Origin of the sequence: Streptomyces virginiae (assembly GCF_040638905.1) — a bacterium.
Lineage (GTDB): Bacteria > Actinomycetota > Actinomycetes > Streptomycetales > Streptomycetaceae > Streptomyces > Streptomyces virginiae_B.
Window position 1 is genome coordinate 95,441 of record NZ_JBEZYV010000003.1, and the last position, 22,632, is coordinate 118,072.

Annotated in this window: 23 protein-coding genes; 2 read left to right on the forward strand and 21 right to left on the reverse strand. The window is 72.4% G+C overall.

Annotated elements, in window-relative coordinates:
• Window positions 1–87: 87 nt before the first annotated feature.
• The 16 genes from dprA to proS form a co-directional block, all read right to left on the reverse strand.
• On the reverse strand, window positions 88–1,212 hold the full coding sequence (gene dprA / locus AB0F82_RS06300; protein WP_362624567.1) for a DNA-processing protein DprA: 1,125 nt from the start codon (window positions 1,210–1,212) through the stop codon (window positions 88–90).
• Complete coding sequence (locus AB0F82_RS06305) at window positions 1,209–2,840, reverse strand: YifB family Mg chelatase-like AAA ATPase (protein WP_356810519.1); 1,632 nt, start codon at window positions 2,838–2,840, stop codon at window positions 1,209–1,211. Before AB0F82_RS06305 ends, dprA begins: the two co-directional genes overlap by 4 nt.
• Window positions 2,840–3,211 carry a YraN family protein gene (locus tag AB0F82_RS06310; RefSeq protein ID WP_362624570.1) on the reverse strand — a complete coding sequence of 124 codons (372 nt, stop codon included), beginning with the start codon at window positions 3,209–3,211 and terminating at the stop codon, window positions 2,840–2,842. The genes AB0F82_RS06305 and AB0F82_RS06310 overlap by 1 nt, the downstream gene beginning before the upstream one ends.
• Window positions 3,212–3,319: 108 nt before the next feature.
• Complete coding sequence (locus AB0F82_RS06315; RefSeq protein ID WP_005311352.1) at window positions 3,320–3,628, reverse strand: DUF2469 domain-containing protein; 309 nt, start codon at window positions 3,626–3,628, stop codon at window positions 3,320–3,322.
• Between the two features lie 55 nt (window positions 3,629–3,683).
• Entirely contained in the window at window positions 3,684–4,190 is a 507-nt protein-coding gene (locus AB0F82_RS06320; RefSeq protein WP_356810521.1) for an NUDIX hydrolase, read from the reverse strand.
• A complete protein-coding gene (gene lepB / locus AB0F82_RS06325; RefSeq protein ID WP_362624572.1) occupies window positions 4,180–4,959 on the reverse strand; it encodes a signal peptidase I in 780 nt (259 codons plus the stop codon). The genes AB0F82_RS06320 and lepB (AB0F82_RS06325) overlap by 11 nt, the downstream gene beginning before the upstream one ends.
• A gap of 41 nt (window positions 4,960–5,000) precedes the next feature.
• The gene (gene lepB, locus AB0F82_RS06330; protein ID WP_362624574.1) at window positions 5,001–5,897 is read right to left on the reverse strand and encodes a signal peptidase I; all 897 of its coding nucleotides are present in this window, start codon (window positions 5,895–5,897) and stop codon (window positions 5,001–5,003) included.
• A 112-nt stretch (window positions 5,898–6,009) separates the two neighbouring features.
• Window positions 6,010–6,792: a signal peptidase I gene (gene lepB / locus AB0F82_RS06335; RefSeq protein ID WP_390076169.1), complete on the reverse strand. Its 783-nt coding sequence runs from the start codon at window positions 6,790–6,792 to the stop codon at window positions 6,010–6,012.
• 157 nt (window positions 6,793–6,949) lie between these two features.
• Window positions 6,950–7,702 (reverse strand): signal peptidase I, encoded by a 753-nt coding sequence (gene lepB, locus AB0F82_RS06340; RefSeq protein WP_362624576.1) that lies wholly within the window; start codon window positions 7,700–7,702, stop codon window positions 6,950–6,952.
• Between the two features lie 44 nt (window positions 7,703–7,746).
• Entirely contained in the window at window positions 7,747–8,097 is a 351-nt protein-coding gene (rplS, locus tag AB0F82_RS06345; RefSeq protein WP_356810525.1) for a 50S ribosomal protein L19, read from the reverse strand.
• A gap of 134 nt (window positions 8,098–8,231) precedes the next feature.
• Window positions 8,232–9,053 (reverse strand): tRNA (guanosine(37)-N1)-methyltransferase TrmD, encoded by an 822-nt coding sequence (gene trmD, locus AB0F82_RS06350; RefSeq protein ID WP_356810526.1) that lies wholly within the window; start codon window positions 9,051–9,053, stop codon window positions 8,232–8,234.
• Window positions 9,053–9,619, reverse strand: a complete 567-nt coding sequence (gene rimM, locus AB0F82_RS06355; protein ID WP_356810527.1) for a ribosome maturation factor RimM — start codon at window positions 9,617–9,619, stop codon at window positions 9,053–9,055. Before rimM ends, trmD begins: the two co-directional genes overlap by 1 nt.
• A gap of 83 nt (window positions 9,620–9,702) precedes the next feature.
• Window positions 9,703–9,942 carry an RNA-binding protein gene (locus AB0F82_RS06360; RefSeq protein ID WP_007266827.1) on the reverse strand — a complete coding sequence of 80 codons (240 nt, stop codon included), beginning with the start codon at window positions 9,940–9,942 and terminating at the stop codon, window positions 9,703–9,705.
• Between the two features lie 2 nt (window positions 9,943–9,944).
• On the reverse strand, window positions 9,945–10,382 hold the full coding sequence (gene rpsP / locus AB0F82_RS06365; protein ID WP_030031059.1) for a 30S ribosomal protein S16: 438 nt from the start codon (window positions 10,380–10,382) through the stop codon (window positions 9,945–9,947).
• Window positions 10,383–10,687: 305 nt separating this feature from the next.
• A complete protein-coding gene (locus AB0F82_RS06370) occupies window positions 10,688–11,284 on the reverse strand; it encodes a hypothetical protein (protein WP_356810528.1) in 597 nt (198 codons plus the stop codon).
• A gap of 210 nt (window positions 11,285–11,494) precedes the next feature.
• The gene (gene proS / locus AB0F82_RS06375; protein WP_362624580.1) at window positions 11,495–12,907 is read right to left on the reverse strand and encodes a proline--tRNA ligase; all 1,413 of its coding nucleotides are present in this window, start codon (window positions 12,905–12,907) and stop codon (window positions 11,495–11,497) included.
• A gap of 131 nt (window positions 12,908–13,038) precedes the next feature.
• Between proS and AB0F82_RS06380 the strand changes: the two genes are divergently transcribed.
• Window positions 13,039–13,725 (forward strand): methyltransferase type 11, encoded by a 687-nt coding sequence (locus AB0F82_RS06380; protein ID WP_362624582.1) that lies wholly within the window; start codon window positions 13,039–13,041, stop codon window positions 13,723–13,725.
• A gap of 116 nt (window positions 13,726–13,841) precedes the next feature.
• Here the strand turns inward: AB0F82_RS06380 and ffh are convergent, their stop codons facing one another.
• The 5 genes from ffh to nsdA all read right to left on the reverse strand — a co-directional run bounded on the left by ffh (window position 13,842) and on the right by nsdA (window position 21,521).
• On the reverse strand, window positions 13,842–15,413 hold the full coding sequence (gene ffh, locus AB0F82_RS06385; RefSeq protein ID WP_356810531.1) for a signal recognition particle protein: 1,572 nt from the start codon (window positions 15,411–15,413) through the stop codon (window positions 13,842–13,844).
• Window positions 15,414–15,550: 137 nt separating this feature from the next.
• Entirely contained in the window at window positions 15,551–17,977 is a 2,427-nt protein-coding gene (locus AB0F82_RS06390) for a [protein-PII] uridylyltransferase (protein WP_362624585.1), read from the reverse strand.
• Between the two features lie 19 nt (window positions 17,978–17,996).
• The gene (locus AB0F82_RS06395) at window positions 17,997–18,335 is read right to left on the reverse strand and encodes a P-II family nitrogen regulator (RefSeq protein WP_030844530.1); all 339 of its coding nucleotides are present in this window, start codon (window positions 18,333–18,335) and stop codon (window positions 17,997–17,999) included.
• On the reverse strand, window positions 18,332–19,675 hold the full coding sequence (locus AB0F82_RS06400; protein ID WP_362624587.1) for an ammonium transporter: 1,344 nt from the start codon (window positions 19,673–19,675) through the stop codon (window positions 18,332–18,334). The genes AB0F82_RS06395 and AB0F82_RS06400 overlap by 4 nt, the downstream gene beginning before the upstream one ends.
• A gap of 355 nt (window positions 19,676–20,030) precedes the next feature.
• Window positions 20,031–21,521, reverse strand: coding sequence for a transcriptional repressor NsdA (gene nsdA, locus AB0F82_RS06405; protein ID WP_356810534.1), 1,491 nt, complete (start codon window positions 21,519–21,521; stop codon window positions 20,031–20,033).
• 441 nt (window positions 21,522–21,962) lie between these two features.
• Here nsdA and AB0F82_RS06410 point away from each other — a divergent pair, with 441 nt between their 5' ends.
• The gene (locus tag AB0F82_RS06410) at window positions 21,963–22,631 is read left to right on the forward strand and encodes a bifunctional DNA primase/polymerase (protein ID WP_362624590.1); all 669 of its coding nucleotides are present in this window, start codon (window positions 21,963–21,965) and stop codon (window positions 22,629–22,631) included.
• Window position 22,632 lies beyond the last annotated feature (1 nt).

A 22,632-nucleotide genomic window follows, 5' to 3' on the forward strand; every position in this document is an offset into this window, starting at 1 on the left:
CTCATCGCTTTCACTCTTCCACCGGAAGTCCCCAGGTCAACGACCGCCTCGCCGGGGATCCTGGGTTTGTATGCCCCCTCCAGCCGTTCATCTGCTCAACTGCCAGCCGTCGCCCTGCCGTTCGACGAACCCCAGAGAGTGAAGTTCGTACAGTCTGCCGATGACTTCATCGGTGCCGGTGCCACAGGCAAGTGCCAGCTCGGCCGCGGTCGCCGGGCGTCCGGCCGGGAGGGCTTCGAGCACGCGGGCCGTGTCGCGGTCCAGCAGGTCGCGGGCGAGCACGGGGCCGCGCCGCTCGGGAGCCAGCTCCCCCATGGAGCCGACGAGTTCGACCACTTCCGCCGCGTCGGAGACCAGCACGGCCTCGCCCCTGAGCAGTTCGTGCACACCGGCCGAGAGCCCGCTGGTGGCGGGCCCGGGGACGCCCATCGTGAACCGCCCGAGCCGCTGGGCGCGCCGGGCGGTGACCAGGGAGCCGCTGCGGTGGGCGGCCTCCACGACGACGGTGCCGCGGGTGAGGGCGGCGATGACCCGGTTGCGCAGGACGAACCGGCTGGGCGTGGGGTGGCTGCCCGGCGGCAGCTCCCCGACGACGAGTCCCTGGCCGGCGATCCGGCCGAGCAGCCCGGCGTGTCCGCGGGGATAGGCGACGTCCACCCCGCAGGCGAGCACCGCCGCGGTCGCCCCGCCGGAGGCGAGGGCTCCCCTGTGCGCGGCCCCGTCGATCCCGAAGGCCGCGCCGGAGACCACGACCCAGCCCCGCTCGGCGAGCCCGGCCGCCAGCGTCTGCGCCATGTGCGCGCCGTACGGGGTGCAGGCCCGGGCCCCGACCACGGCGACCGAACACAGCGCCCACGTACGCAGATTGGGCCGGCCCCGCAGCCAGAGGCCGACGGGCCGTTCGTCGCCGAGGTCGTCCAGCTGCGTCGGCCACTCCGCCGACCCGGGAACGACGAACCGGCCCCCCGACCCGGCGGCCAGTTCGAGGTCGCGCCGGGGGTCTGCCAGCGCCGCCCGCCTGCGGTAGGCGGCGAGCCGCTCCGGCCCGACCCCGGGCGGAGTGCGCCATGGCGCCTCCGGGTCGGCCAGCAGCCTCAACAGCCCGGTGGCACCGTGCTCGCGGATCCAGCGCCCGCCGTGCGTGTCCCCGGGCTCCAGCACCCGTGTCAGTGCCGCCCGCGCCAGCAGCTCCTCGTCCTGTGCGCCGGTCATGTCCCCGCCCCCGGCACCGACATGGCCCCACGGGCGATACCGGTCCGCAGCTCCAGCGCCACGGCCACGTCCAGCGCCTCGGGCCGGTCCCGTCCCCGCAGGTCGGCGACGGTCCAGGCGACCCTCAGGACCCGGTCCAGCCCGCGCGCGGTGAGCATTCCCCGCTCCAGTTCCCGTTCGGCCTGCGCCAGCGCCCCCGGCGCCGCCTGCCAACGGGTCCTCAATTCCTGTCCCGGGACTTCCGAGTTGAGCCGCCAGCCCGTGCCGGCGAGCCGGGTCCCGGCACGCTCCCGGGCCTCCCGCACCCGGTCGGCGACCACCGCGGTGGACTCCCCCCGCCCTCCCCGGCCCAGCAGGTCGCTGCGGGTCACGGGCTCGACCTCCACCCTCAGGTCCACGCGGTCCAGCAGCGGCCCGGACAGCCGGGCCTGGTAGCGCCGGATCACCGAGGGCGGGCATTCGCATCCCGCGCCGTGCAGGGTGTGCCGTCCGCACGGGCAGGGGTTCGCGGCGAGGACCATCAGGAACCTGGCGGGCAGCCGTACCACGCCGGCGGCGCGGGCGATGACCACGTGCCCCGATTCCAGGGGCTGGCGCAGCGCGTCCAGCGCCCGGCTGTGGAACTCCGCGGCCTCGTCCAGGAAGAGCACCCCTCGATGGGCGAGGGAGACCGCTCCGGGCCTGGGCACCCCGGTACCGCCGCCCACCAGGGACTGCATGGTCGCCGAGTGGTGCGGGGCGCAGTAGGGCGGCCGGGAGACCAGGGGTTCGCCGGGCGGCAGGATTCCCGCGACCGAGTGGACCGCGGTGACCTCCACGGAGTCCTGGCGGGTGAGCGGCGGCAGGATCCAGGGCAGCCGCTCGGCCATCATCGTCTTGCCGGCGCCGGGGGGCCCGCTGAGGAACAGGTGGTGGCCTCCGGCGGCGGCCACTTCGAGGGCGCGGCGCGCCGTGTGCTGCCCGGTCACGTCGGCGAGGTCGGGAAAGTCGGCGCAGTCCCCGCCCGGCCGGCCCGGGGCGAGACCCGTACCCAGGCCCGCCCCCGGGACGAGCAGTCCGGCCAGCATCGGGTCCGGGCGGCCCGGCGGGCCTCCGCAGTCCTCCTCGGGCACCGTCCCGTCGGTCAGGACGGCGATCAGCTGGCGCAGGCTGCGCACGCCGAGCACCGAGACGTCCGGTACGAGCGCGGCCTCCGCGGCGCACTGCTGGGGCACGACCACCTGCCGGTAGCCGGCCTCGGCCGCGGCGAGGACGGCCGGCAGGATCCCCCGGACCGGACGCACCCGCCCGTCCAGCCCCAGCTCGCCGATCAGCACCAGGTCGGCGATGGCCGCCGGGTCGACCACCTCGGCCGCCCCGAGCACGGCCGCCGCGACGGCCAGGTCGAATCCGGCGCCGGACTTCGGTACGGAGGCCGGGCTCAGCCCCACCGTGAGCTTCTTCTGCGGCCAGGCCGCCCCGGAATTGACCACGGCCGCTCGCACCCGGTCCCGGCTCTCGACGAGGGTTTTGTCCGGCAGCCCCACCAGGGTGAAGGCCGCGACTCCGGGCTCCAGGTCGGCCTGGACCTCGACCACCACGCCGTCGACGCCGACCAGGGCCACGGAGCAGGCTCGCGCAAACCCCATCAGGCCGCCCCCCTGACGTGTTCCACCAGGGGCGCGCCGCGCCGCGGCAGCAGGACTCCCACGAGGTCGATGCGGACCCCGCCCGGCGGTGGTCCGCCGTGATCGGCGAGCCAGCGCCCGGCGAGGCGCCGCAGCCGATCGGCCTTCGCGGCCCGTACGGCCGCCATCGGGTGCTCGAAGTCACCCGCGCGCCGGGTCTTGACCTCGCACACGACGAGGGCGTCCCCGTCGCGCGCCACGATGTCGATCTCCCCGGCGCGGCACCGCCAGTTCCGTGCGATCACGGTCATCCCGGCCTCGGTCAGCCGCCGTGCCGCGAGCTCCTCGCCGTACCGCCCCATCGCCTGCCGTGCCACGCTCTTCGCGTCCATCCGGCACCACCTCCGGCACCGACGGTCCCGCGTCCCCGCCCACCCTGTGGATCTTGGTGGACAACCGGGCCGCTGTGGACGGAGGCGTCACCCTCCCGGGTGAGGCGATCAGCTGCCGGGCAGTTCGAGGTCGCTCTTGTTGAGCTCCTCGATGTTCACGTCCTTGAAGGTCAGCACCCGGACCTGCTTGACGAAGCGGGCCGGCCGGTACATGTCCCAGACCCAGGCATCGGCCATCGAGACCTCGAAGAACACCTCCCCCTGGACCGAGTGCACCTGCATCTCGTAGTCGTTGGTGAGGTAGAAACGGCGTTCGGTCTCGATCACATACTTGAACAGCCCGACGACGTCGCGGTACTCCCGATAGAGCTTCAGCTCCATCTCGGTCTCGTACTTTTCGAGGTCCTCGGCACTCATGGCATGTTCCCCTTCAGCCGTGCGTCCCCCTATTGTGCGCCAGCGCCGTGCGCCCCTAAACGATTTCCGGGGCCAGGACCACCGGGGCACCCGGAGGACCCTCGTCGAGCAGCGTGCGGAGCAGCTCGGCGAGTCTGGTCGGGTACACCGTCTCATGTGCCGTGAGAAGTTCCTCGGAGGTCCACCACCTGGCTCCGGTCACGCTGCGCCGCTCCAGCTCGGTCAGACCGCCCATCCAGGTCGCGGTCTGGCTGGTCCGGGCCAGGAAGTACCACTCGTCCTGCTCCCAGCGCCGGCCGTCGAAGGGGAAGGAGCAGTAGCGGTGCCACAGCACCGGCCCCAGCTCCACCTCGGTGATCCCGGTCTCCTCGGCCAGCTCGCGCAGCGCGGCCTCCTCCCGGGTCTCCGTCCCCTCCAGTCCGCCGCCCGGGGTGAACCACCAGTCGTCCGCGGGGTCGGCCGGTTCGAAACCGTGCAGCAGCAGGATCCGGTCCGCCGGGTCGAGCAGGATCACCCGGGACACCTGACGGGGGCGAGGGTCACCGGCCGGGTCAGGCGACACCGGCCCGCTCCCGCCGCCCGCGCCCCAGGACCCGCGCGAGGGGCCCGTACGCGGCTCCCAGCACCACCAGGGCGGCCCCGGCGGCCACGGCCGTCACCTGGAGCGGCAGCGGCCCGTGCCCCGAGGTCCCGCCGGGCAGGGCGGCGTACGTCCGCGGCCGCTCCAGCATCGTCATGGACGGCCAGGCCAGGGCGTCGACGCGGGCGCTGACGGCGGAGCGCGGCACGGTGCCCTGGCCCGCCTCCTGGAGGTGGGAGCGCGAGTCCAACGAGGCCGCACGCCGGTCGCCGAGCAGGAAGAGGTTCTCCTCGGGGACCGTCACCTCGAAGGGGGTCCCGGGCGGCGGGGCCTGGCCGGGCGGCATGACCAGGCCCGGATCCGGCCGGCTGGTGTCGGCGTAGGGCTCGTCCAGCGGGACGCCGTTCACGGTCAGCTCACCGCCCGTGCCGCAGCACTTCACGGTGTCGCCGCCGATGCCGACGACCCGCTTGACCATGGGCGAATCGCTCCACATGGAATCAGTGAAGATGACCACGTCCCCGCGGCGCACCTCACCGCCGTCGATGCGCTGTGCCAGCAGCCGGTCGCCGGGCCGCACCGTCGGCATCATCGAGTCCGTCGGGACCGTGTAGGGCTGGTAGACGAGCGCCCCCCACACGAAGCCGCCGAGGAAGAGCGCAAAGCCGATGGCCACGACGATTCCCGACAACACGTTGCCGAGCCCGCCGCGGCCATCCTTGCCCCTGCGTATCGCTTCTGTTCCGCCCATCACAGCGCCCCCACATCGGGATCGTCGACCTGGGCGGCACCCTACCCGTCGGTACGGCCGCTGGTCAGCTTCCGGCGGCGCCACATGACGAGCGGGACGGCTCCGGCGAGCCCCAGCGCGCCCGGTCCCAGTCCGACCGGCGCCAGTCCGGCGGCCCCGAGGCCGAGCGCGGTGGCCGCGGCCTGGTTGCCGATGCCCGGCTGGTCGAAGGTCTCCGGGACCGGCAGCGTGGACCAGCGGGTCACCGGCCACGCGATCACGACGGCCCGCCCGACGACCTTGTCGACCGGCACGAAGCCCTGGGTGGAGTCCTCCATGTGGTAGCGGGAGTCCTGGGAGTTCTGCCGGTGGTCGCCCATCACCCAGATCTTGCCCTCGGGCACCTTGAGCGGGCCGAAGGGGTGGTCGTCGCACGCGGTGTTGCCGGGGTAGATGTACGGCTCGTCGAGCGCCTTGCCGTTGACGACGACCGGTCCCCCCTTCTTGCACTCGACCGTGTCACCGCCGATGGCGATGGTCCGCTTGATCAGGTCCTTCTCCTCGGCGGACGGCATCAGGCCGATCCAGCTGAGGGCCTTCTGCGCGATGTTCGGCTCCGGCGTGGGCTCGCCGGACAACCAGCTCGCGGGGTCGTGGAAGACCACGACCTCGCCGCGCTCCGGCTCGGATCCGAACCACGGGGTGAGCTTGTCGACCAGCACCCGGTCCCCGCGCTGCAGGGTGTCCTGCATCGAGTCCGAGGGGATCGAGAACGCCTGGACCAGGAAGGTCTTGATCAGCAGGGCCAGCAGCAGGGCGATGCCGATGAGGAGCGGGAGCTCCTTCCAGAAGGAGCGGTGCGGCTTCTCCAGAGCGCCGTCCTCCTCGGTCTCGCGCGCGACGGCGTCGTCCGGCCGCTCCTCGCCCTCGTCGCGTCCGGACCGTGCGCCTACCGCCACGTCCCCCACATCCACTCCTCACTCACGATCGCCGCCCGCGCCGAACCGGACACGGGCCCTCCCCTCCCTTAACGAGCGGGAGTTCCCTAAGGCGCGGGAGACCCAGGACACACTATGCGAACGGCGCGCCCGAACGGCGTCGCCCGCGGCCGCGTCCGGCACGGCGTGCCTGATCGGGCACCATGCGGAAGGTCGCGGGCTGCTCCAGACGGGTCCAGTGTCCGAACGGCCAGGCGATCACCACGGCCTCCCCCACGACCCCGTTCTCGTCGATGGTGCCCTCGAAGGCCTCGTCGAGGTGGAAGCGGGAATCGGCCGAATTCGCCCGGTGGTCGCCCATCACGAACAGCCGTCCGGCCGGCACCTCCACCTCGAAGGGGATGTCGGAGGGGGTATTGCCGGGGTTCACGTACGGCTCGTCGAGCGGCGAGCCGTTGACGGTGACCCGGCCCTTGGCGTCGCAGCACTTGACGGTGTCACCGCCGACGCCGATGACGCGCTTGATCAGGTCCTGTTCGTCCGACGAGGGCAGCAGGCCGATGAAGGTCAGGGTCTGCTTGATCTGCTTGACCACGATCGGGTCCGGGGCCTGCCGGGCCGACTCGCCCTTGAGCCAGCCGCCGGGGTCCTTGAACACGACGACGTCCCCGCGCTCGACCTTGGAGCCGAACCACGGGGTCAGCTTGTCCACGAGGACCCGGTCGCCGATCCGGATGGTCTGCTCCATGGAGCCCGACGGGATGAAGAAGGCCTGCACCAGGAAGGTCTTGAGGAGGAGGGCTATGCACAGCGCCACCACCACGAGCAGGGGCAGCTCGCCCGCCCGGCGCGTGCGGCGCCGCCGCCGGACCCTGCGGGCCAGCCGGCGCCGCTGGGCCCGGCCGCCCTCCGCCACGACCGGCTCCGGCTCCGGCTCGGGCCGGTGTCGGCCCCGCGGTCGTGCGCGCTGCTCCGGTTCGGGCTCGTCATCGAGCCAGTCCCGTCGGCTCCGCGTCCTTGCGCGCGGCGCCGGTTCGGGCTCCTGCTCCCGTCGGCCGCGCGGCCGCCCGCGGCTACCCATGGCCGCCGCCGACGGTGCCCCAGCGCGAAACCGGCCAGCCGATCCAGTCGGCCCGTCCGATCACTTTCTCCACCGGCACCATCCCCCCGCCCGGTTCCCCGAGGTGGTCACGCGAGTCGCGGGACTGGGAACGATGATCACCCATCACCCACAGGGTCCCGAGGGGCACGACGATCCGGAAGGGCACCGCCGAGGGCGCGTCCCCCGGGTAAAGGTACGGCTCGTCCAGCGGGACGCCGTTGACCGCGACCCGGCCGCCCGCGTCGCAGCAGACCACGTCGTCACCGCCCACGCCCACCACCCGCTTCACGAAGTCGGTGTCGGAGGGCTCCGCGAGCCCGAGCGCCGAGGCCGCGCCGTGCACCAGGCCACCGACCGGGTTGCCGTCCGCGCGCTCCCGTACGAAGGACCCCGTGCCGTCGAAGACCACCAGGTCGCCGCGGCGCGGCTGGTCCCCGAAACGGTACGCCAGCTTGTTGACCAGCACCCGGTCCCCGACCTTGAGCGTCGGCTCCATGGAGCGGCTGGGGATCAGGAAGGGCTGCACCACGAAGTTGCTGAACAGGAGCAGGAACACCGTGCAGACCACGCCGAGCACCCCGGCGCGGCGCCAGGTGAGAGGTCGCCCGGAGGCCCGCCGTCCGTGCCCGGGCGCACCGCTCCCGGAGAACGCAGAACGCGGCCACCCTTGCCCCTCGCGGGGGGAAGAGTGACCGCGCTGCGTGTGAGGTGCTTCGGTGTCCATCGGGGGCGAGCCTATCCGGCCGCCCCCCGACACCGGCGGCGACCTTACTTGTCGCGCTTCTCCTTGATCTTCGCGGCCTTGCCGCGGAGCTCACGGAGGTAGTACAGCTTCGCACGACGCACGTCACCGCGGGTGACGAGCTCGATCTTCTCGAAGATCGGGGAGTGGACCGGGAAGGTACGCTCCACGCCGACGCTGAAGGAGACCTTGCGAACGGTGAAGGTCTCGGAGACACCGGCGCCCTGGCGGCGGATGACGACACCCTTGAACTGCTGGATACGGGAGCGGTTGCCCTCGATCACGCGGACGTGCACGTTGATCGTGTCACCCGGGCGGAAGGCCGGGACGTCCGAGCGGAGCACGGCGGCGTTGACGCCATCGAGCAGGTGAGACATGTTCTTCGTCTGCTTTCTTCGCATGACGCCACAGGTCGCCGATGCGGGTTTCCGTAGAGAATTCGGGAGCCGTGCCACTCGGCGGCCGACGGTCCCCCTGTGGCAGGGGCGTCCGGCGAGCACACAGCAGCGGCCTATTCTTCCACGGCCTGCGGCCTGCGCCAAAATCGGCCGTCCGGCGACGGCTGCCAGCCCAGGATGGAGAGGATCTCGCGGTCCTTCTTGTCGAAGGCGGAGGCCTCGCAGCGCTCGATCAGGTCGGGGCGGTTGCTCGCGGTCCGGCGGAAGGCCTCGTCCCGGCGCCACCGGGCGATCTTGCCGTGGTGGCCGCTGAGCAGCACGTCGGGGATGTCCCGGCCGCGCCACACCGGCGGCTTGGTGTAGACGGGCCCCTCCAGCAGGTTCGCCATCTCGCCGGGCGCGAAGGAGTCGTCCCGGTGCGACTCGGCGTTGCCGAGGACCCCGGGCAGCAGCCGGGCCACGGCCTCGGTGACGACCAGGACGGCCGCCTCGCCGCCCGCCAGGACGTAGTCGCCGATGGAGACCTCGTACACCGGCATGCGCGTGGCGTACTCGTCCATCACGCGGCGGTCGATGCCCTCGTAGCGGGCGGGCGTGAAGATCAGCCAGGGCCGCTCGGAGAGCTCGACGGCCAGTGCCTGGGTGAACGGACGGCCGCTGGGCGTGGGGACCACCATGACGGGGCCGTGCGCGCCCGCCTCGTAGCCGTCGGCAAGCGCCTCGTCCAGTGCCTCGCCCCACGGCTCGGTCTTCATGACCATGCCGGGGCCGCCCCCGTACGGGGTGTCGTCGACCGTGTTGTGCCGGTCGTGGGTCCAGTCCCGCAGGTCGTGGACGTGGACGTCGAGCCGGCCGCGGGCGCGGGCCTTGCCGACGAGGGAGACGTTCAGCGGTTCCAGGTACTCGGGGAAGATCGTGACGACGTCGAGACGCATCAGGCGTCGTCCTCGGAGCTCGCGGCCTCGGCGTCACGGGTGGAGACGATCTCGGCGCGGTCGTCGATCAGCCCGGGCGGCGGGGTGATGACGCAGCGCTGCTCCTCCAGGTCGATCTCGGCGACGATCTCCTCGACGAAGGGGATCATCACCTCGGTGCCGTCGGGGCGCTCGACGATGAAGAGGTCCTGCGAGGGCAGGTGGGAGATCTCGGTGATCCGGCCGATCTCGGTGCCGTCCTCGAGCACCACGTCCAGGTCCATCAGCTGGTGGTCGTAGTACTCGTCCTCCTCCTCGGGCAGCTCCGCCGGGTCCACGTCGGCGATGAGGAGGGTGTTGCGCAGTGACTCCGCGGCGGTGCGGTCCTTGACGCCGGCGAAGCGCAGCATCAGCCGGCCGCTGTGCACCCGGCCCGTCTCGATGGTCAGCGGGCCGACCGAAGCCGGTTCGGTGCGCAGCACGGCGCCGGGGCTGAGCCGCAGTTCCGGCTCGTCCGTGCGCACCTCGACGCTGACCTCACCCTTGATGCCGTGGGCGCGGCCGATCCGCGCGACTACCAGCTCCACTGTCTGTGCCTCTCCTGTTCAGACGACGACGGGCCGGGGCGGGCACGTATGCCCTCCCCGGCCCGTGCCGGTGATTCAACTGCTCAGCGGACCTGGTCCACGTCGACGAGGTCGACGCGGATCCCCCGGCCGCCGATGGCGCCCACGACGGTACGCAGGGCACGTGCGGTGCGGCCGTTGCGGCCGATCACCTTGCCGAGGTCGTCGGGGTGGACCCGGACCTCCAGCACCTGCCCGCGGCGCAGGTTGCGCGAGGCGACCTGCACGTCGTCGGGGTTGTCCACAATGCCCTTCACGAGGTGCTCAAGAGCCTCCTCGAGCATGCTCAGGCCTCGGTCGACTCGGCGGCGGCCTCAGCCTCGTCCGCCTTCTTGTCGGCCTTCTTCTTCTGCGTGATGGCTTCGCCCTTGCCCTCGCCGATGCCCTCGAGGGCCTTGGCGAACTCGTCGAAGGAGCGACGCTTGTCTTCCTTCGTGGCCGGCTGCAGCAGCGGCGCGGGGGCCGGGAGGCCCTTGTGCGCCTGCCAGTCACCGGTGAGCTTCAGAATGGCGAGAACAGCCTCGGTCGGCTGGGCGCCGACAGAGAGCCAGTACTGGGCGCGCTCGCCGTTGACCTCGATGCGCGACGGGTTGTAGGTCGGCTGGTAGATGCCGATCTCCTCGATCGCGCGGCCGTCCCGGCGGGTGCGGGCGTCGGCGACGACGATGCGGTAGTGGGGAGAGCGGATCTTACCGAGGCGCTTGAGCTTGATCTTGACTGCCACTGGAGTGGTGTCTCCTGAACTTGACGTGGTTGGGCACATGAGATGCCACGTGGGGTTGCGGTACTCGGGTGCCCGATGGACGCGTCAGCCGGAGGAGAGAGGGGTCCTATGCGACTGTCGAGTACAGCTAGCCATTGTGCCATACGCCTGCGGCTCACTCGGCCGGGCGGGCAGGACGGACTGCCGCCGGCGGTACGGCGCCGCGGGGTGCCCTCACGTGCGCAGACCGGCCGCCCCGGTGGGGGCGGAGGTCCGACACTCGCTTCGCCGTGGGGCGGTGGCCCCCAAGCGGGCGGGAGGGCGGGTCAGGAGGCCGCCGCGATCGCGACTTCGGGGATGCGGAAGGGCTTCATGCAGCCGCCGCACACGATCGGCGCCTGGGCGAGCACGGAGGGGACGACCCGTACGTTGCGCCCGCAGTCGCAGACCGCCTTGACGCGTACGCCGCCGCCCGAGGAGCCGTGCCGGGCGGCGGGTCCGCGGAAAGTGCGCTTGGTGTCGGAGGCGGTGGCCGCGGTGTGCGCCTTGAGGGCGCGCTGCAGCCGCTCCATGGTGGGACGGTAGCGCCGCTTGGCCTCGGGATTGAGCGTGACCAGCGAGAAACCGCTGCTCGCGTGCGGCTCGTCGGAGTGGTCCAGCCCCATCTCCTCGGCGATCGCGAGGAATCTGCGGTTGTGGTAGCGGCCTGCGCGCGAGGTGTCACGGACACCGCGGGCGGCCGCGATGCCGTGGACTGCCTCGTGCAGCAGTCGCTCGAAGGAGAGTTCGGCGCCGCAGGCGGACGAGGACTCTCCGATCAGGGACTCGGGCGCGGCAAGGTCAGGCAGCTCGGGGTGGTACCGCTGAATGTCGGCCCACGCCTGCGCCAGCTCTGCGGCGAGAACAGGTGGTGTCGTGCTCACGTCGTGACAACGAGCCGGGGTGCCCGGGTGTTCCGATTCCGGGCCATTCCAAATTTTTTTGCACGTACCAGTCAGTTCATGCTCATGCGTCCGGACGAGGACGGGTGCGCCGAACTCAGGAGGAGTCGGTACGTAACGCCGACCAAAAAAGGACCGGCCCCGGCGCGCGGCACCAGCCGCACGCCGGGGCCCGGAAGCCTCGCGGCGTGATCAGTACGAGCGCGCCACGATCGCGAGGGTACCGGGAGCGTCGTCGGCGTCCGGCACGGACCCGTCCTCGGCCACCAGGCAGCGCACGGAGACGGCCTGCTCGGCCAGCTTCGCCTCGCCCTCCGCACCGAGGTCGGCCCACGGGATCCGCGCCCAGCCGCCGGCGACGGCGGCCTCGGCGGCCTCCTCGATGGTCGCGACGTCGCAGGTGCGGGACTCGCGGCGCTCGCGGGACTCGCGCAGCAGCTGCGCCTGGTCCTCGTCCAGCACCTTGGGCAGCAGGTCGACGAGGGCGTCGATCTGCACCGGGGTCTTGCCGCCCGGGATCCGGCGGGCGAGCATCGCGGTGCCGGCCTCCAGGTCGCGGGGGCCGATCTCGATGCGGACCGGCACGCCCTTGAGCTCCCAGTCCACGGCGCGGCGGCCGAAGGGGGTGTCGACGCGGTCGTCGACGTGCACGCGGATGCCGGCGGCCTTCAGCCGGTCGCCCAGCTCGCGGACCTTGGCGACGGCCTCGTCACCCTTGATCGCCATGACGACGACCTGGACGTGCGCGAGACGCGGCGGGACGCGCAGGCCGTTGTCGTCGCCGTGGGACATGATCAGGCCGCCGACCATGCGGGTCGAAACGCCCCACGAGGTCTGCCAGACGAGCTCCTGCTTGCCTTCCTTCGACAGGTACTGGGTGTTGAAGGCCTTGGCGAAGTTGGTGCCGAGCTCGTGGCTGGTGCCCATCTGCAGGGCCTTGCCGTCGCCCATCATGCCCTCGAGGGTGAGGGTGTTGATGGCGCCGGCGAAGCGCTCCTTGGCGGTCTTGCGGCCGAGCACGACGTCGATGCCGAGCACGTTCGTCATGAAGTCGCCGTAGACGTCGCGGTGGATGCGGGCGGCGTAGTCGCGGGCGTCCTCGTAGGTGGCGTGGGCCGTGTGGCCCTCCTGCCAGAGGAACTCGCTCGTGCGGAGGAAGACGCGGGGGCGCATCTCCCAGCGGACCACGTTGGCCCACTGGTTGATCAGCAGGGGCAGGTCGCGGTAGCTCTGGACCCACTTGGAGAAGTAGTCGTTGATGATCGTCTCGGACGTGGGCCGGACGACGACCGGCTCCTCCAGCTCCTTGCCGCCGCCGTGCGTGACGACCGCGAGCTCGGGGGCGAAGCCCTCGACGTGCTCGGCTTCCCGCGTCAGGTACGACTGCGGGATGAAGAGGGGGAAGTACGCGTTCTGGGCGCCCTGGTCCTTGATGCGGGCGTCCATCTCCTGCTGCATCCGCTCCCACAGGCCGTAGCCGTACGGTCGGATGACCATGGTGCCGCGGACCGGACCGTTGTCGGCCAGCTCGGCCTTGTTGATCAGATCCTGGTACCAGCGGGGGAAATCCTCCGCCTGCGGGGTGAGAACGGGTGCCTTTGCCATGCCGCGAATCGTACGGCGCCCGGCACAGGATGCGTGAATCGGGTGCCGCGCTCCTCTGGACGCGGGGGCGAATGGGGAGTTCCCTGGCAACGGGGGCTGGGGGGCGACACGGAATCAGGAGCGCTTCTTCGATGACACCGACGCCGACCGCGACGCTCGTCGCCCGGGACTGGGCGGAGATCCAGGAACGGATGCTGGTACCGCTGTACGAGGCGGTCTACGACCGGCTGGAGGTCGGGCCGGGTGACCGGCTGCTGGACCTCGACTGCGGGGCCGGCCTCGCCCTGCTGCTGGCGGCCGCGCGGGGAGCCGCGGCCACGGGCGTGGAGGCGGATCCGGCCCGGCGGGCACTGGCCCGCGAACGGCTGCTGGAGGTGCTGGCGGCCCCGCCCGCGGCGTCCGCGCCGCCCCGCCCCTACGACGCCCTGCTGGCCTTCTCCCCCACGCCGGCGGCCCTGGCCTCCGCCCTGCCGGCGGTCAGACGCGGCGGGGCCGTGGTGCTGGCCGACTGGGGTCCCGCCGAACGCTGCACGGTGCCCTCGGTGCTGGGCGGCGGTCCGGCACCCGGGGACCTGGACGCGGTGGTGGAGCGCGCCGGGCTGCGGCCGGACGGTTCGGGGCGGGTGTTCTGCCCCTTCGGCTACGCGGACGTGGACAGCGCGGTGCGGGGGCTGTTGTCCACCGGGCTCTACGACGGCGCGTCCGATGCCGCGCTCGCGGAGAAGGAGCTCGCCGAGGCGCTTCACCCGTTCGAGCGGCCCGACGGCACCGTGTGGCTGCCGAACATCTTCCGGTACGTCATTGCCCGGGTGGCGTAACGGCCGCGGGGAGCATCGGGGCGGGTCGGAGCGGCACGTCGGCGAACGGAAGGGCCCCGACCGTGTGAACTTGTGCTCACATCCGGGTCGGGGCCCTCGTCGCGGCTGTCCGCGTACTACTTCATGAACTTCTTGAACTCGTCCGGCAGGTCGAAGTCCTGACCGCCCTGACCGCCGGCGGGAAGGCCGAACGGGTTGGAAGCGGCCGCCGGGTCGACCACCTGCGGGCCCTGCTCGCGGCGGGCAGCGGCTGCGGCCTCCTCTTCCTTGCGCTTCATCGGGTTGCCGCTCTTGCGCTTGCCCTTGGCCTGCTTGACCTGCTTCTTCTGCCGGCCGGGACCGCCACCCATCCCGGGGATGCCCGGCATGCCGGGCATGCCGCCGCCCTGGGCCATGCGGGACATCATCTTGCGGGCGTCGAAGAACCGCTCGACCAGCGACTTGACGGCGCTGACCTCGGTGCCGGAGCCCTTGGCGATACGGGCGCGGCGCGAGCCGTTGATGATCGTCGGGTCCTGGCGCTCGGCCGGGGTCATCGACTTGATGATCGCGGCGGTGCGGTCGACGTCGCGCTCGTCGATGTTGTTGATCTGGTCCTTGATCTGCCCCATGCCGGGCAGCATGCCGAGCAGCTTGGAGATGGAGCCCATCTTGCGGACCTGCTCCATCTGGGCCAAGAAGTCGTCGAGCGTGAACTCCTTGGGCCCCTTGGCGAGCTTGGCCGCCATCTTCTCGGCCTCGGCCTGCGAGAAGGTCTTCTCGGCCTGCTCGATGAGGGTGAGCATGTCACCCATGTCGAGGATCCGGCCCGCCATGCGGTCGGGGTGGAAGGCGTCGAATTCGTCGAGCTTCTCGCCGTTCGAGGCGAACATGATCTGCTTGCCGGTGACGTGCGCGATGGAGAGCGCGGCACCGCCTCGGGCGTCGCCGTCGAGCTTGGAGAGCACCACGCCGTCGAAGCCGACGCCGTCGCGGAAGGCCTCGGCGGTGTTGACCGCGTCCTGGCCGATCATGGCGTCGACGACGAAGAGGATCTCGTCCGGGCTGACGGCGTCGCGGATGTCCGCGGCCTGCTGCATCAGCTCCTGGTCGATGCCGAGGCGGCCGGCGGTGTCGACGATGACGATGTCGAACTGCTTGGTGCGCGCGTACTCGACGGAGTCCTTCGCGACCTGGACCGGGTCGCCGACGCCGTTACCGGGCTGGGGCGCGTACACGGCGACGCCGGCGCGCTCGGCGACGACGCTGAGCTGGTTGACGGCGTTGGGGCGCTGAAGGTCGCAGGCGACGAGGAGCGGGGCGTGGCCCTGCCCCTTCAGCCAGAGGCCGAGCTTTCCGGCGAGGGTGGTCTTACCCGCACCCTGCAGGCCGGCCAGCATGATCACGGTGGGGGCGGTCTTGGCGAAGCGCAGCCGCCGGGTCTCGCCACCGAGGATGGTGACGAGCTCGTCGTTGACGATCTTCAGGACCTGCTGGCCCGGGTTCAGGGCCTTGCTGACCTCTTCACCGCGCGCGCGTTCCTTGACGTTCGCGATGAAGGAGCGGACGACCGGGAGGGCGACGTCGGCCTCGAGGAGCGCGATACGGATTTCCCGGGCCGCTGCGTCGATGTCAGCCTCGGACAGCCGGCCTTTGCCGCGCAGGCCCTTGAAGGTATTCGCCAAGCGGTCGGAGAGCGTATCGAACACGGTGGTCGCGATTCCTCGGGTCGGGGGCGTTGTGGTCGTCCCCCAGGGTATCGGGCCCTTCCCCCGTCCGGGGACCTGCCTGCTCCTGGTGCGGTCCGCCGCTGCTCGGGAACCCCGGGCAGCGGCGTCGTACCCGGCTACGACAGGGCGGCCGCCACCGAGGCGGCGAGGGCGGCCGCGTCCGCGGCGTCGAGGGGCTTGCCCTCCGGGGTCGTCACGTACAGGGTGTCCACCGCGTTGGCGCCGAGCGTGGAGACGTGCGCACTGCGCACACGCACCCCGCCGCTCTCCAGTGCCCGTCCGACGCGGTGGAGCAGGCCGACGGCGTCGGGCGCACGCACCTCCAGCACCGTGGCCAGCGAGGAGACGTCCGGGACCACCGTGACCCGGGGCGGCGGCGGGACCACCCCGCGCCGGCGCGGGTAGGCCGCCTCGCGGTCCGCCAGTTTCGCCGGGACGTCCAGCGACCCGTCCAGGGCGCGCACCAGGTCGGTGCGCAGCCGGGCGGCCTCGGGCAGCGCCCCGTACTCGGCCGCCACCCGCCATCGCAGGACGAGGACCTCCCCCAGCCGGTCCGGGAGCTCCACGGAGCGCAGGTCCGCCGCCCGTACGGTGAGCCGGTGCAGGGCCAGCACGCCGGCCGCGGCGGGGAGGACCCCGGGCTGGTCGGGTACCGCCACCACGAGCTCCACGCCGACCGCGTCCTCTTCCTCCTGGCGGGCGTGGAGCGCCACGACGGGCTCGCGCGTGCGCAGCGCCTCCACCGCCAGGCGTTCCTGTTCGGCGCTCGGGATCTCCGGTTCCCGCTCGGCCGGGGCCGCGCCGCGCAGCACGGCGGCGACGCGCGCGACGAGGTCCGCCACGAGCGAGCCGCGCCAGGCGCTCCACGCGGCCGGCCCGGTGGCCAGGGCGTCCGCCTCGGTCAGGGCGTGCAGGATCTCCAGCGTGCCCACCGATCCCACGGCCTCGGCGACGGACAGGACGGTGGCCGGGTCGTCCAGGTCGCGCCGGGTCGCGGTGTCGATCAGCAGCAGGTGGTGGCGTACGAGAGCCCCCAGCACGGCGACGTCGCGGGCGTCGAAGCCCACCCGGGCGGCGACGTCCCGGGCGATGGTCTCCCCGGCGACGGAGTGGTCGCCGGGCCAGCCCTTGCCGATGTCGTGCAGGAGCGCGGCCATCAGCAGCAGGTCGGGGCGGCCGACCCGGCGGGTGAGGGCCGCGGCCCGCACGGCCGTCTCGATCAGGTGCCGGTCCACGGTCCAGGTGTGCACGGGGTTGCGCTGGGGGCGGCAGCGCACCCGCTCCCAGTCGGGGAGCAGCCGGGTGATCAGCCCCTCTGCCTCCATGGCCTCCCAGACGGCCACCGTCGGCTCCCCCGCGCCCAGGAGCGTGAGGAGTTGCTCACGGGCCTCGGCCGGCCAGGGCACCGGCAGGGCCCTGCCCTGCTGCGCGATTCGGCGTACGGCGTGCGGCGACACGGGGAGTCCGGCCTGCGCGGCCGCCGCGGCCAGCCGCAGGGCCAGCACGGCATCGCGGTCCGGGCGGGCGGCCAGGGCCAGGACGGCCTCCCCGTCGGACTCCACCACGCCTTCGGCCAGGGGTGCCCGGGCGGCGGTGGCGCCGCGGCCGCCCAGCAGCCCGCGGAGCCTGGGCCGGGCGGCGCGGGCCCGCAGCACCCGTCCGACCTCGCGCCAGGTCACGTCGCCCGCGTACGCGACCACGCGCGCGGCCTCGTAGACCTCGCGCAGCAGTGCGTCGGCGTCGAGCAGCCCCAGCCGCGCCGCGACCTGGTCCTGTTCCTGCAGGGAGAGCCGGTCGGTGGCCCGGCCGGTGACCAGGTGGAGGGCGTCACGCGCGTCCAGGAGCCGGCGGCGGGCCTCGGCGAGGCCTTCGCGCGGGGCGTCGGCGAGCCAGGAGGCGGCGACCGCCCGCAGCGCGGTGGCGTCCCGGAGACCGCCGCGGGCCTCCTTGAGGTCGGGTTCGAGCAGGAAGCGGAGCTCCCCGGCCCGCTCGGCCCGCTCCCGGCACAGGGAGTGCAGCTGCGGGAGGCGTTTGGGCGCCTGGTTGCGCCAGTCGGCCAGTACGGAGGTCCGCAGGCCCGCGAGGAGTCCGGCGTCGCCGGCGACCGTCCGGGCGTCCAGCAGGCCCAGGTGCACCTTGAGGTCCTCGGTGGCGGTCCTGCGGGCCTCGGCGGGGGTGCGTACCGAGTGGTCGAGGGCGACGCCGAGGTCCCACACCGGGTACCAGAGGCGGTCGGCGAGTGCACTGAGCGCCCGGGGCTCGGCCTTGCCGTCGTGCAGCAGCAGGAGGTCGAGGTCGCTGCGGGGGGAGAGTTCGGCCCTGCCGTAGCCGCCGACGGCCACGAGGGTGGCGCCGCGGACGCCGGTCTCGCGTACGGCGGTGGCGAAGAGGGCGTTCAGCCATGCGTCGGTCAGTCCGGCCAGGGCGGAACGCCGCGAGGGCCCGGACCGCGACTCCTCCTGGAGGAGTCGCAGCCGGGCCGCGGCGTATCCGCTGGGTCCCGAGTCGGCCGTGTGGTCCGTGGTGTCTTCCGTGCTCGTCACCCAGCAGCTCCCGTCAGCCTCAGAGCGCGTCGGCGCCGCGCTCGCCGGTGCGGACCCGGACGACCGAGTCCACGGGGACGCTCCACACCTTGCCGTCGCCGATCTTGCCGGTGGACGCCGCGCTCACGACGACCCGGATGAGCTCTTCGGCGTCGGAGTCCTCGACCAGCACCTCGATGCGGATCTTGGGGACGAGGTCGACCTGGTACTCGGCGCCCCGGTAGACCTCGGTGTGGCCGCGCTGGCGGCCGTAGCCGCTGGCCTCGCTGACCGTGAGGCCCTGCACTCCGAAGGCCTGGAGGGCTTCCTTGATCTCGTCCAGCTTGTGCGGCTTGACGATCGCGGTGATCAGCTTCATGCGTCAACCTTCTTGCTCGCGGCGGAGGGGAGGGGGGCGGCGGTGCTCCGCGCGGCGGCTCCGCCACCGGCGCCGCTGAAGTCGTATGCGGTCTCGGCGTGTTCGCTCTGGTCGATGCCGGCGACCTCGACGTCTTCGGCGACGCGCATCCCGATCGTCTTGTCGAGCAGGAAGGCGAGCCCCGCGGATGCCACCAGAGAGTAGGCGAGGACCGAGAAGACTCCGATGGCCTGCTTGCCGAGCTGCTCCAGGCCGCCGCCGTAGAAGAGGCCGGCCACGTCGGACTGGACCCCGCCGGTGGCGAAGAGGCCGACGAGCAGGGAGCCGGCGATGCCGCCGACGAGGTGGACGCCGACGACGTCGAGGGAGTCGTCGTAGCCGAACTTGTACTTGAGGCCCACCGCCATGGCGCACAGCACACCGGCGATGGCGCCGACGGCGATCGCGCCGAGCGGGCTGACGGCGCCGCCGGCCGGGGTGATGGCGACGAGGCCGGCGACCGCGCCGGAGGCGGCGCCGAGGGTGGTGAAGGAGCCGTGCCGCAGCTTCTCGTAGGCCAGCCAGGCCAGCATGGCGGCGGCGGTGGCGACCTGGGTGTTGACGAACATGACCGCGCCGACGCCGTCGTCGTTGCCGAGCCAGGAGCCCGCGTTGAATCCGAACCAGCCGAACCAGAGGAGACCGGCGCCCAGCATCACGAGGGGCAGGCTGTGGGGGCGCATCGGGTCCTTCTTGAAGCCGACGCGCTTGCCGATGACGAGGATCACGCCGAGGGCGGCGGCGCCGGCGTTGATGTGGACGGCGGTGCCGCCGGCGAAGTCGATGACGCCCAGCTCGAAGAGCCAGCCGCCGGCGCCCCATACCCAGTGGGCGACGGGGAAGTAGACCACGGTGACCCACAGCGCGGTGAAGAGGACCCAGGCGCTGAACTTCACGCGGTCGGCGAGGGCGCCGCTGATCAGGGCCGGGGTGATGACGGCGAACATCAGCTGGAAGACGGCGAAGACGTAGACCGGGATGGTGTAGCCGTCCCAGAGCTCGGTGATGCCGATGCCGCTGAGGCCCACGTAGTCGGAGTTCCAGCCGATGAGGGAGCCGGAGTCGGTGCCGAAGGCGAGGCTGAAGCCGTAGAGCACCCAGAGGATCGTGACGATCCCGAGGCTGATGAAGCTCATCATCAGCATGTTGAGGCTGCTCTTGACGCGGACCATGCCTCCGTAGAAGAAGGCGAGTCCCGGGGTCATCAGCATGACCAGGGCGGAGCAGATGAGCATGAACCCGGTGTTCGCGGCAGACAGCGTCGGGGCGTCTGCAGCGAGGGTCGTGATGGCTGATGCCATCGGCGTCTCCTCGTCGTCGGTACGTTCGCGTGCGGGCGATCGTGAAAGCCTGAGCGGCGGCAGAAGGAACTGGCCGGTTATTGGCCATGAGATTCGCGCAGGCCGGTTTCCGGCGGCGCCGCCCGATGTTTCGCGCCCGTGACGAAGAGGTCCGTGCTGTTACGCGGCGATGAACACCGCGGCGATCGATTGGGCAACCACGACGGCGGGCGACCGCCTCCGCGAGGCGGCGGCGGAGCGGCCGCGAAGAACAGCCGGCCGCGGCAGCACCCGGGCGTCCTGGCTGGGGGAGCCTGATCGGGCTTCTCGGGGTGACTGCCGCGGCCGGGGCCTCGGGAACGGCCTTACAGGGCCGTCAGACGGCCTCCGCGGCTTCGGGGAGCCGGGAGGCGAGGTGATCGGTGAGCCGGACCACCTCGGCGACGTCGCCGTATTCACGGGCGGCGCTGTCCACGGTCTTGCGCAGGCGGGTGTTCACCCGTTCGGAGCGAACCTTTCCCGCCACGTCGAGGGCCCGGCCGACGAGGGAGGCAGCCTGCTCGGGCTCGCGCTGGAGCAGGTGGACGGTGGCCATGCCGATGAGGTTCAGGGCGTAGGAACGCTGGTGCTCCTGGTCCTTCTCGAAGAGCTCGACGGCCCGCTCCATGACGGGTTCGGCGAGGGACGCGTACATGGGGCTGCGCCCGGCGACGTAGGCCAGGTCCCGGTACGAGTGGGAGTTCTCGCCGTTCAGCTCGGCCTCGGAGAAGAAGCGGATCCAGTCCGGCTCCGGCTCGTCGGCGAAGCCGACGTCGGAGAAGGTGTCCTCGGCCATCCGCACGGCCCGCTTGCAGCGGCTGGGCTGGCCCATGTTGGCGTAGGCGCGGGCCTCCATCGCATACAGCATGGCCTGGGTCCGCGGGCCGGCGCAGTCGCGGCTGCCGTACTGCGCGAGGTGGACGAGTTCGAGGGCGTCCTCGGGCCGGCCCAGGTGGATCATCTGGCGGCTCATCCCGGAGAGGATGTAGGAGCCGAGCGGCTTGTCCCCGGCCTCCTTGGCGGCGTGCAGCGCGAGGACGAAGTACTTCTGCGCGGTGGGGTGCAGGCCGATGTCGTAGCTCATCCAGCCGGCCAGTTCGGCCAGTTCCGCGGCGACCTTGAAGAGCCGCTTCATGACGGGGGCGGGGTGGTTCTCCTGGAGCAGGTCGGTGACCTCGTGGAGCTGGCCCACGACGGCCTTGCGGCGCAGGCCGCCCCCGCACTGGGCGTCCCACTGGCGGAACATCACGGTGGTGGCGTCGAGGAGGTCGAGTTCCGGTTCGGAGAGCCGGGGCGGGCGGTGGCCGCCGAGGGCCCCCGTCGGCCCCGCCCCGCGCGGTCCCGGGTCGGCGGCCGGGGCGGGAACGAGCCAGCGCTGCATGGGCTCGATGAGGGCGGGGCCGGCGGAGAGGGCGAGGGAGGTCCCGAGGAAGCCGCGGCGGGCCAGCATCAGGTCGCTGCGGGAGAACTCGCCGAGGAGCTCGACGGTCTGCGGGCCGGCCCAGGGCAGGTCGACCCCGGAGACGGAGGGGGTCTGGTGGGCGGTGCGCAGGCCGAGCTGTTCGATGGCGACGACGGAGCCGAAACGCTCGGAGAACAGCTCGGACAGGATGCGCGGGACGGGCTCACGGGGCTGTTCGCCGTCCAGCCAGCGGCGCACCCGGGAGGTGTCGGTGCTGATGTGGTGGGCGCCCATCTGCCGGGCCCTGCGGTTGACCTGCCGGGCGAGCTCGCCCTTCGACCATCCGCTGCGGACGAACCACGAGGTCAGCTGGTCGTTGCGCGCAGCAGCATCCTCGATCGTTCCGCTTGCGCCGTTGCCGCTCACTGGAACGCCCCCATCCGCTCAGCCTCTTCCATACGAAACCCTGGCCGGTAGGCCCAGCGTCACCACGGACCTTCACAGGTCCTTCACGCATTGCCTCCGGCATACCCACGCACGGGCCCGCCTCAGGGTTCGTGTACCGAAAGTAATCCTACGATCACCCCTGCGGCGAGGTTGTTTCCAGAAACGCCACCATTCGCCACCCCTTCGAATGAACCCGCCACCGGCCAGGCGCGATTCACTTGACACCAAGGTGAAACGGACCGGTTGGACTGGAGTGCGCTTGGGGCGCGCGCGGCGAGGAGTGCGCCGGGCAGCAACGGCGGGCACTCCCCGGCGACCCCGCGGCCGACCGCCGTGCGGCCCCGGCGGCGGACTCCGCCGACGTCCTCACCAAGGCGTCGTAACCACCGGCGCGTCCGACCCGTTGGAGGGGGCATGGGCATGGGCTTCACGATCGGCGGCAGCCGCGGTACCAGGGAGTTCCGTTCCGGCACCCGGCGCCGCGGCCGGACCTCGGAGTGCACGGCGGTGGCGGAGTACACCGGGCTGTGGGGCTGGGACGTGGTCCCCGGGGCCCGCGCCGCGGCCCCCTCGCGCGACTGCTCCTGCGGGGACGCCCGGTGCGCCGCGCCCGGCGCGCACCCCGTGGCCTTCGCCCCGACGGTCCCGGCCGGAGCCACCCTCGACGAGGTCACCGAGGCCTGGGGCCGCTACCCGGGCGCCGCGGTCCTGCTCCCGGTGGGCCGCGCCTTCGACGTCATCGAGGTCTCCGAGGAGGCCGGGCGGCGCGCACTGGTGCGACTGGAGCGGATGGGGCTGCCGCTCGGCCCCGTCATCGTCACCGCGGACGGCCGGGCGCAGTTCTTCGTGGCTCCCGGCGCGGCGGCGGAGCTGCCGCAGCTGCTGTACCGGATGGGCTGGGACGACGCCGATCTGGACCTGCGCGCCCTGGGGCCGGGAACCTTCGTGACGGCCCCGCCCCCGGACCGGTCCGGGCTCGGCCAGGTCGGCTGGCTGCGGCCGCCCGCGCTCGACTCCGCCGGGGGTCCGCCGCAGGCCCGGCTGCTGCTGGGCACCCTGGCGTACATCTGCCACCGTTTCCGTCGCTGAG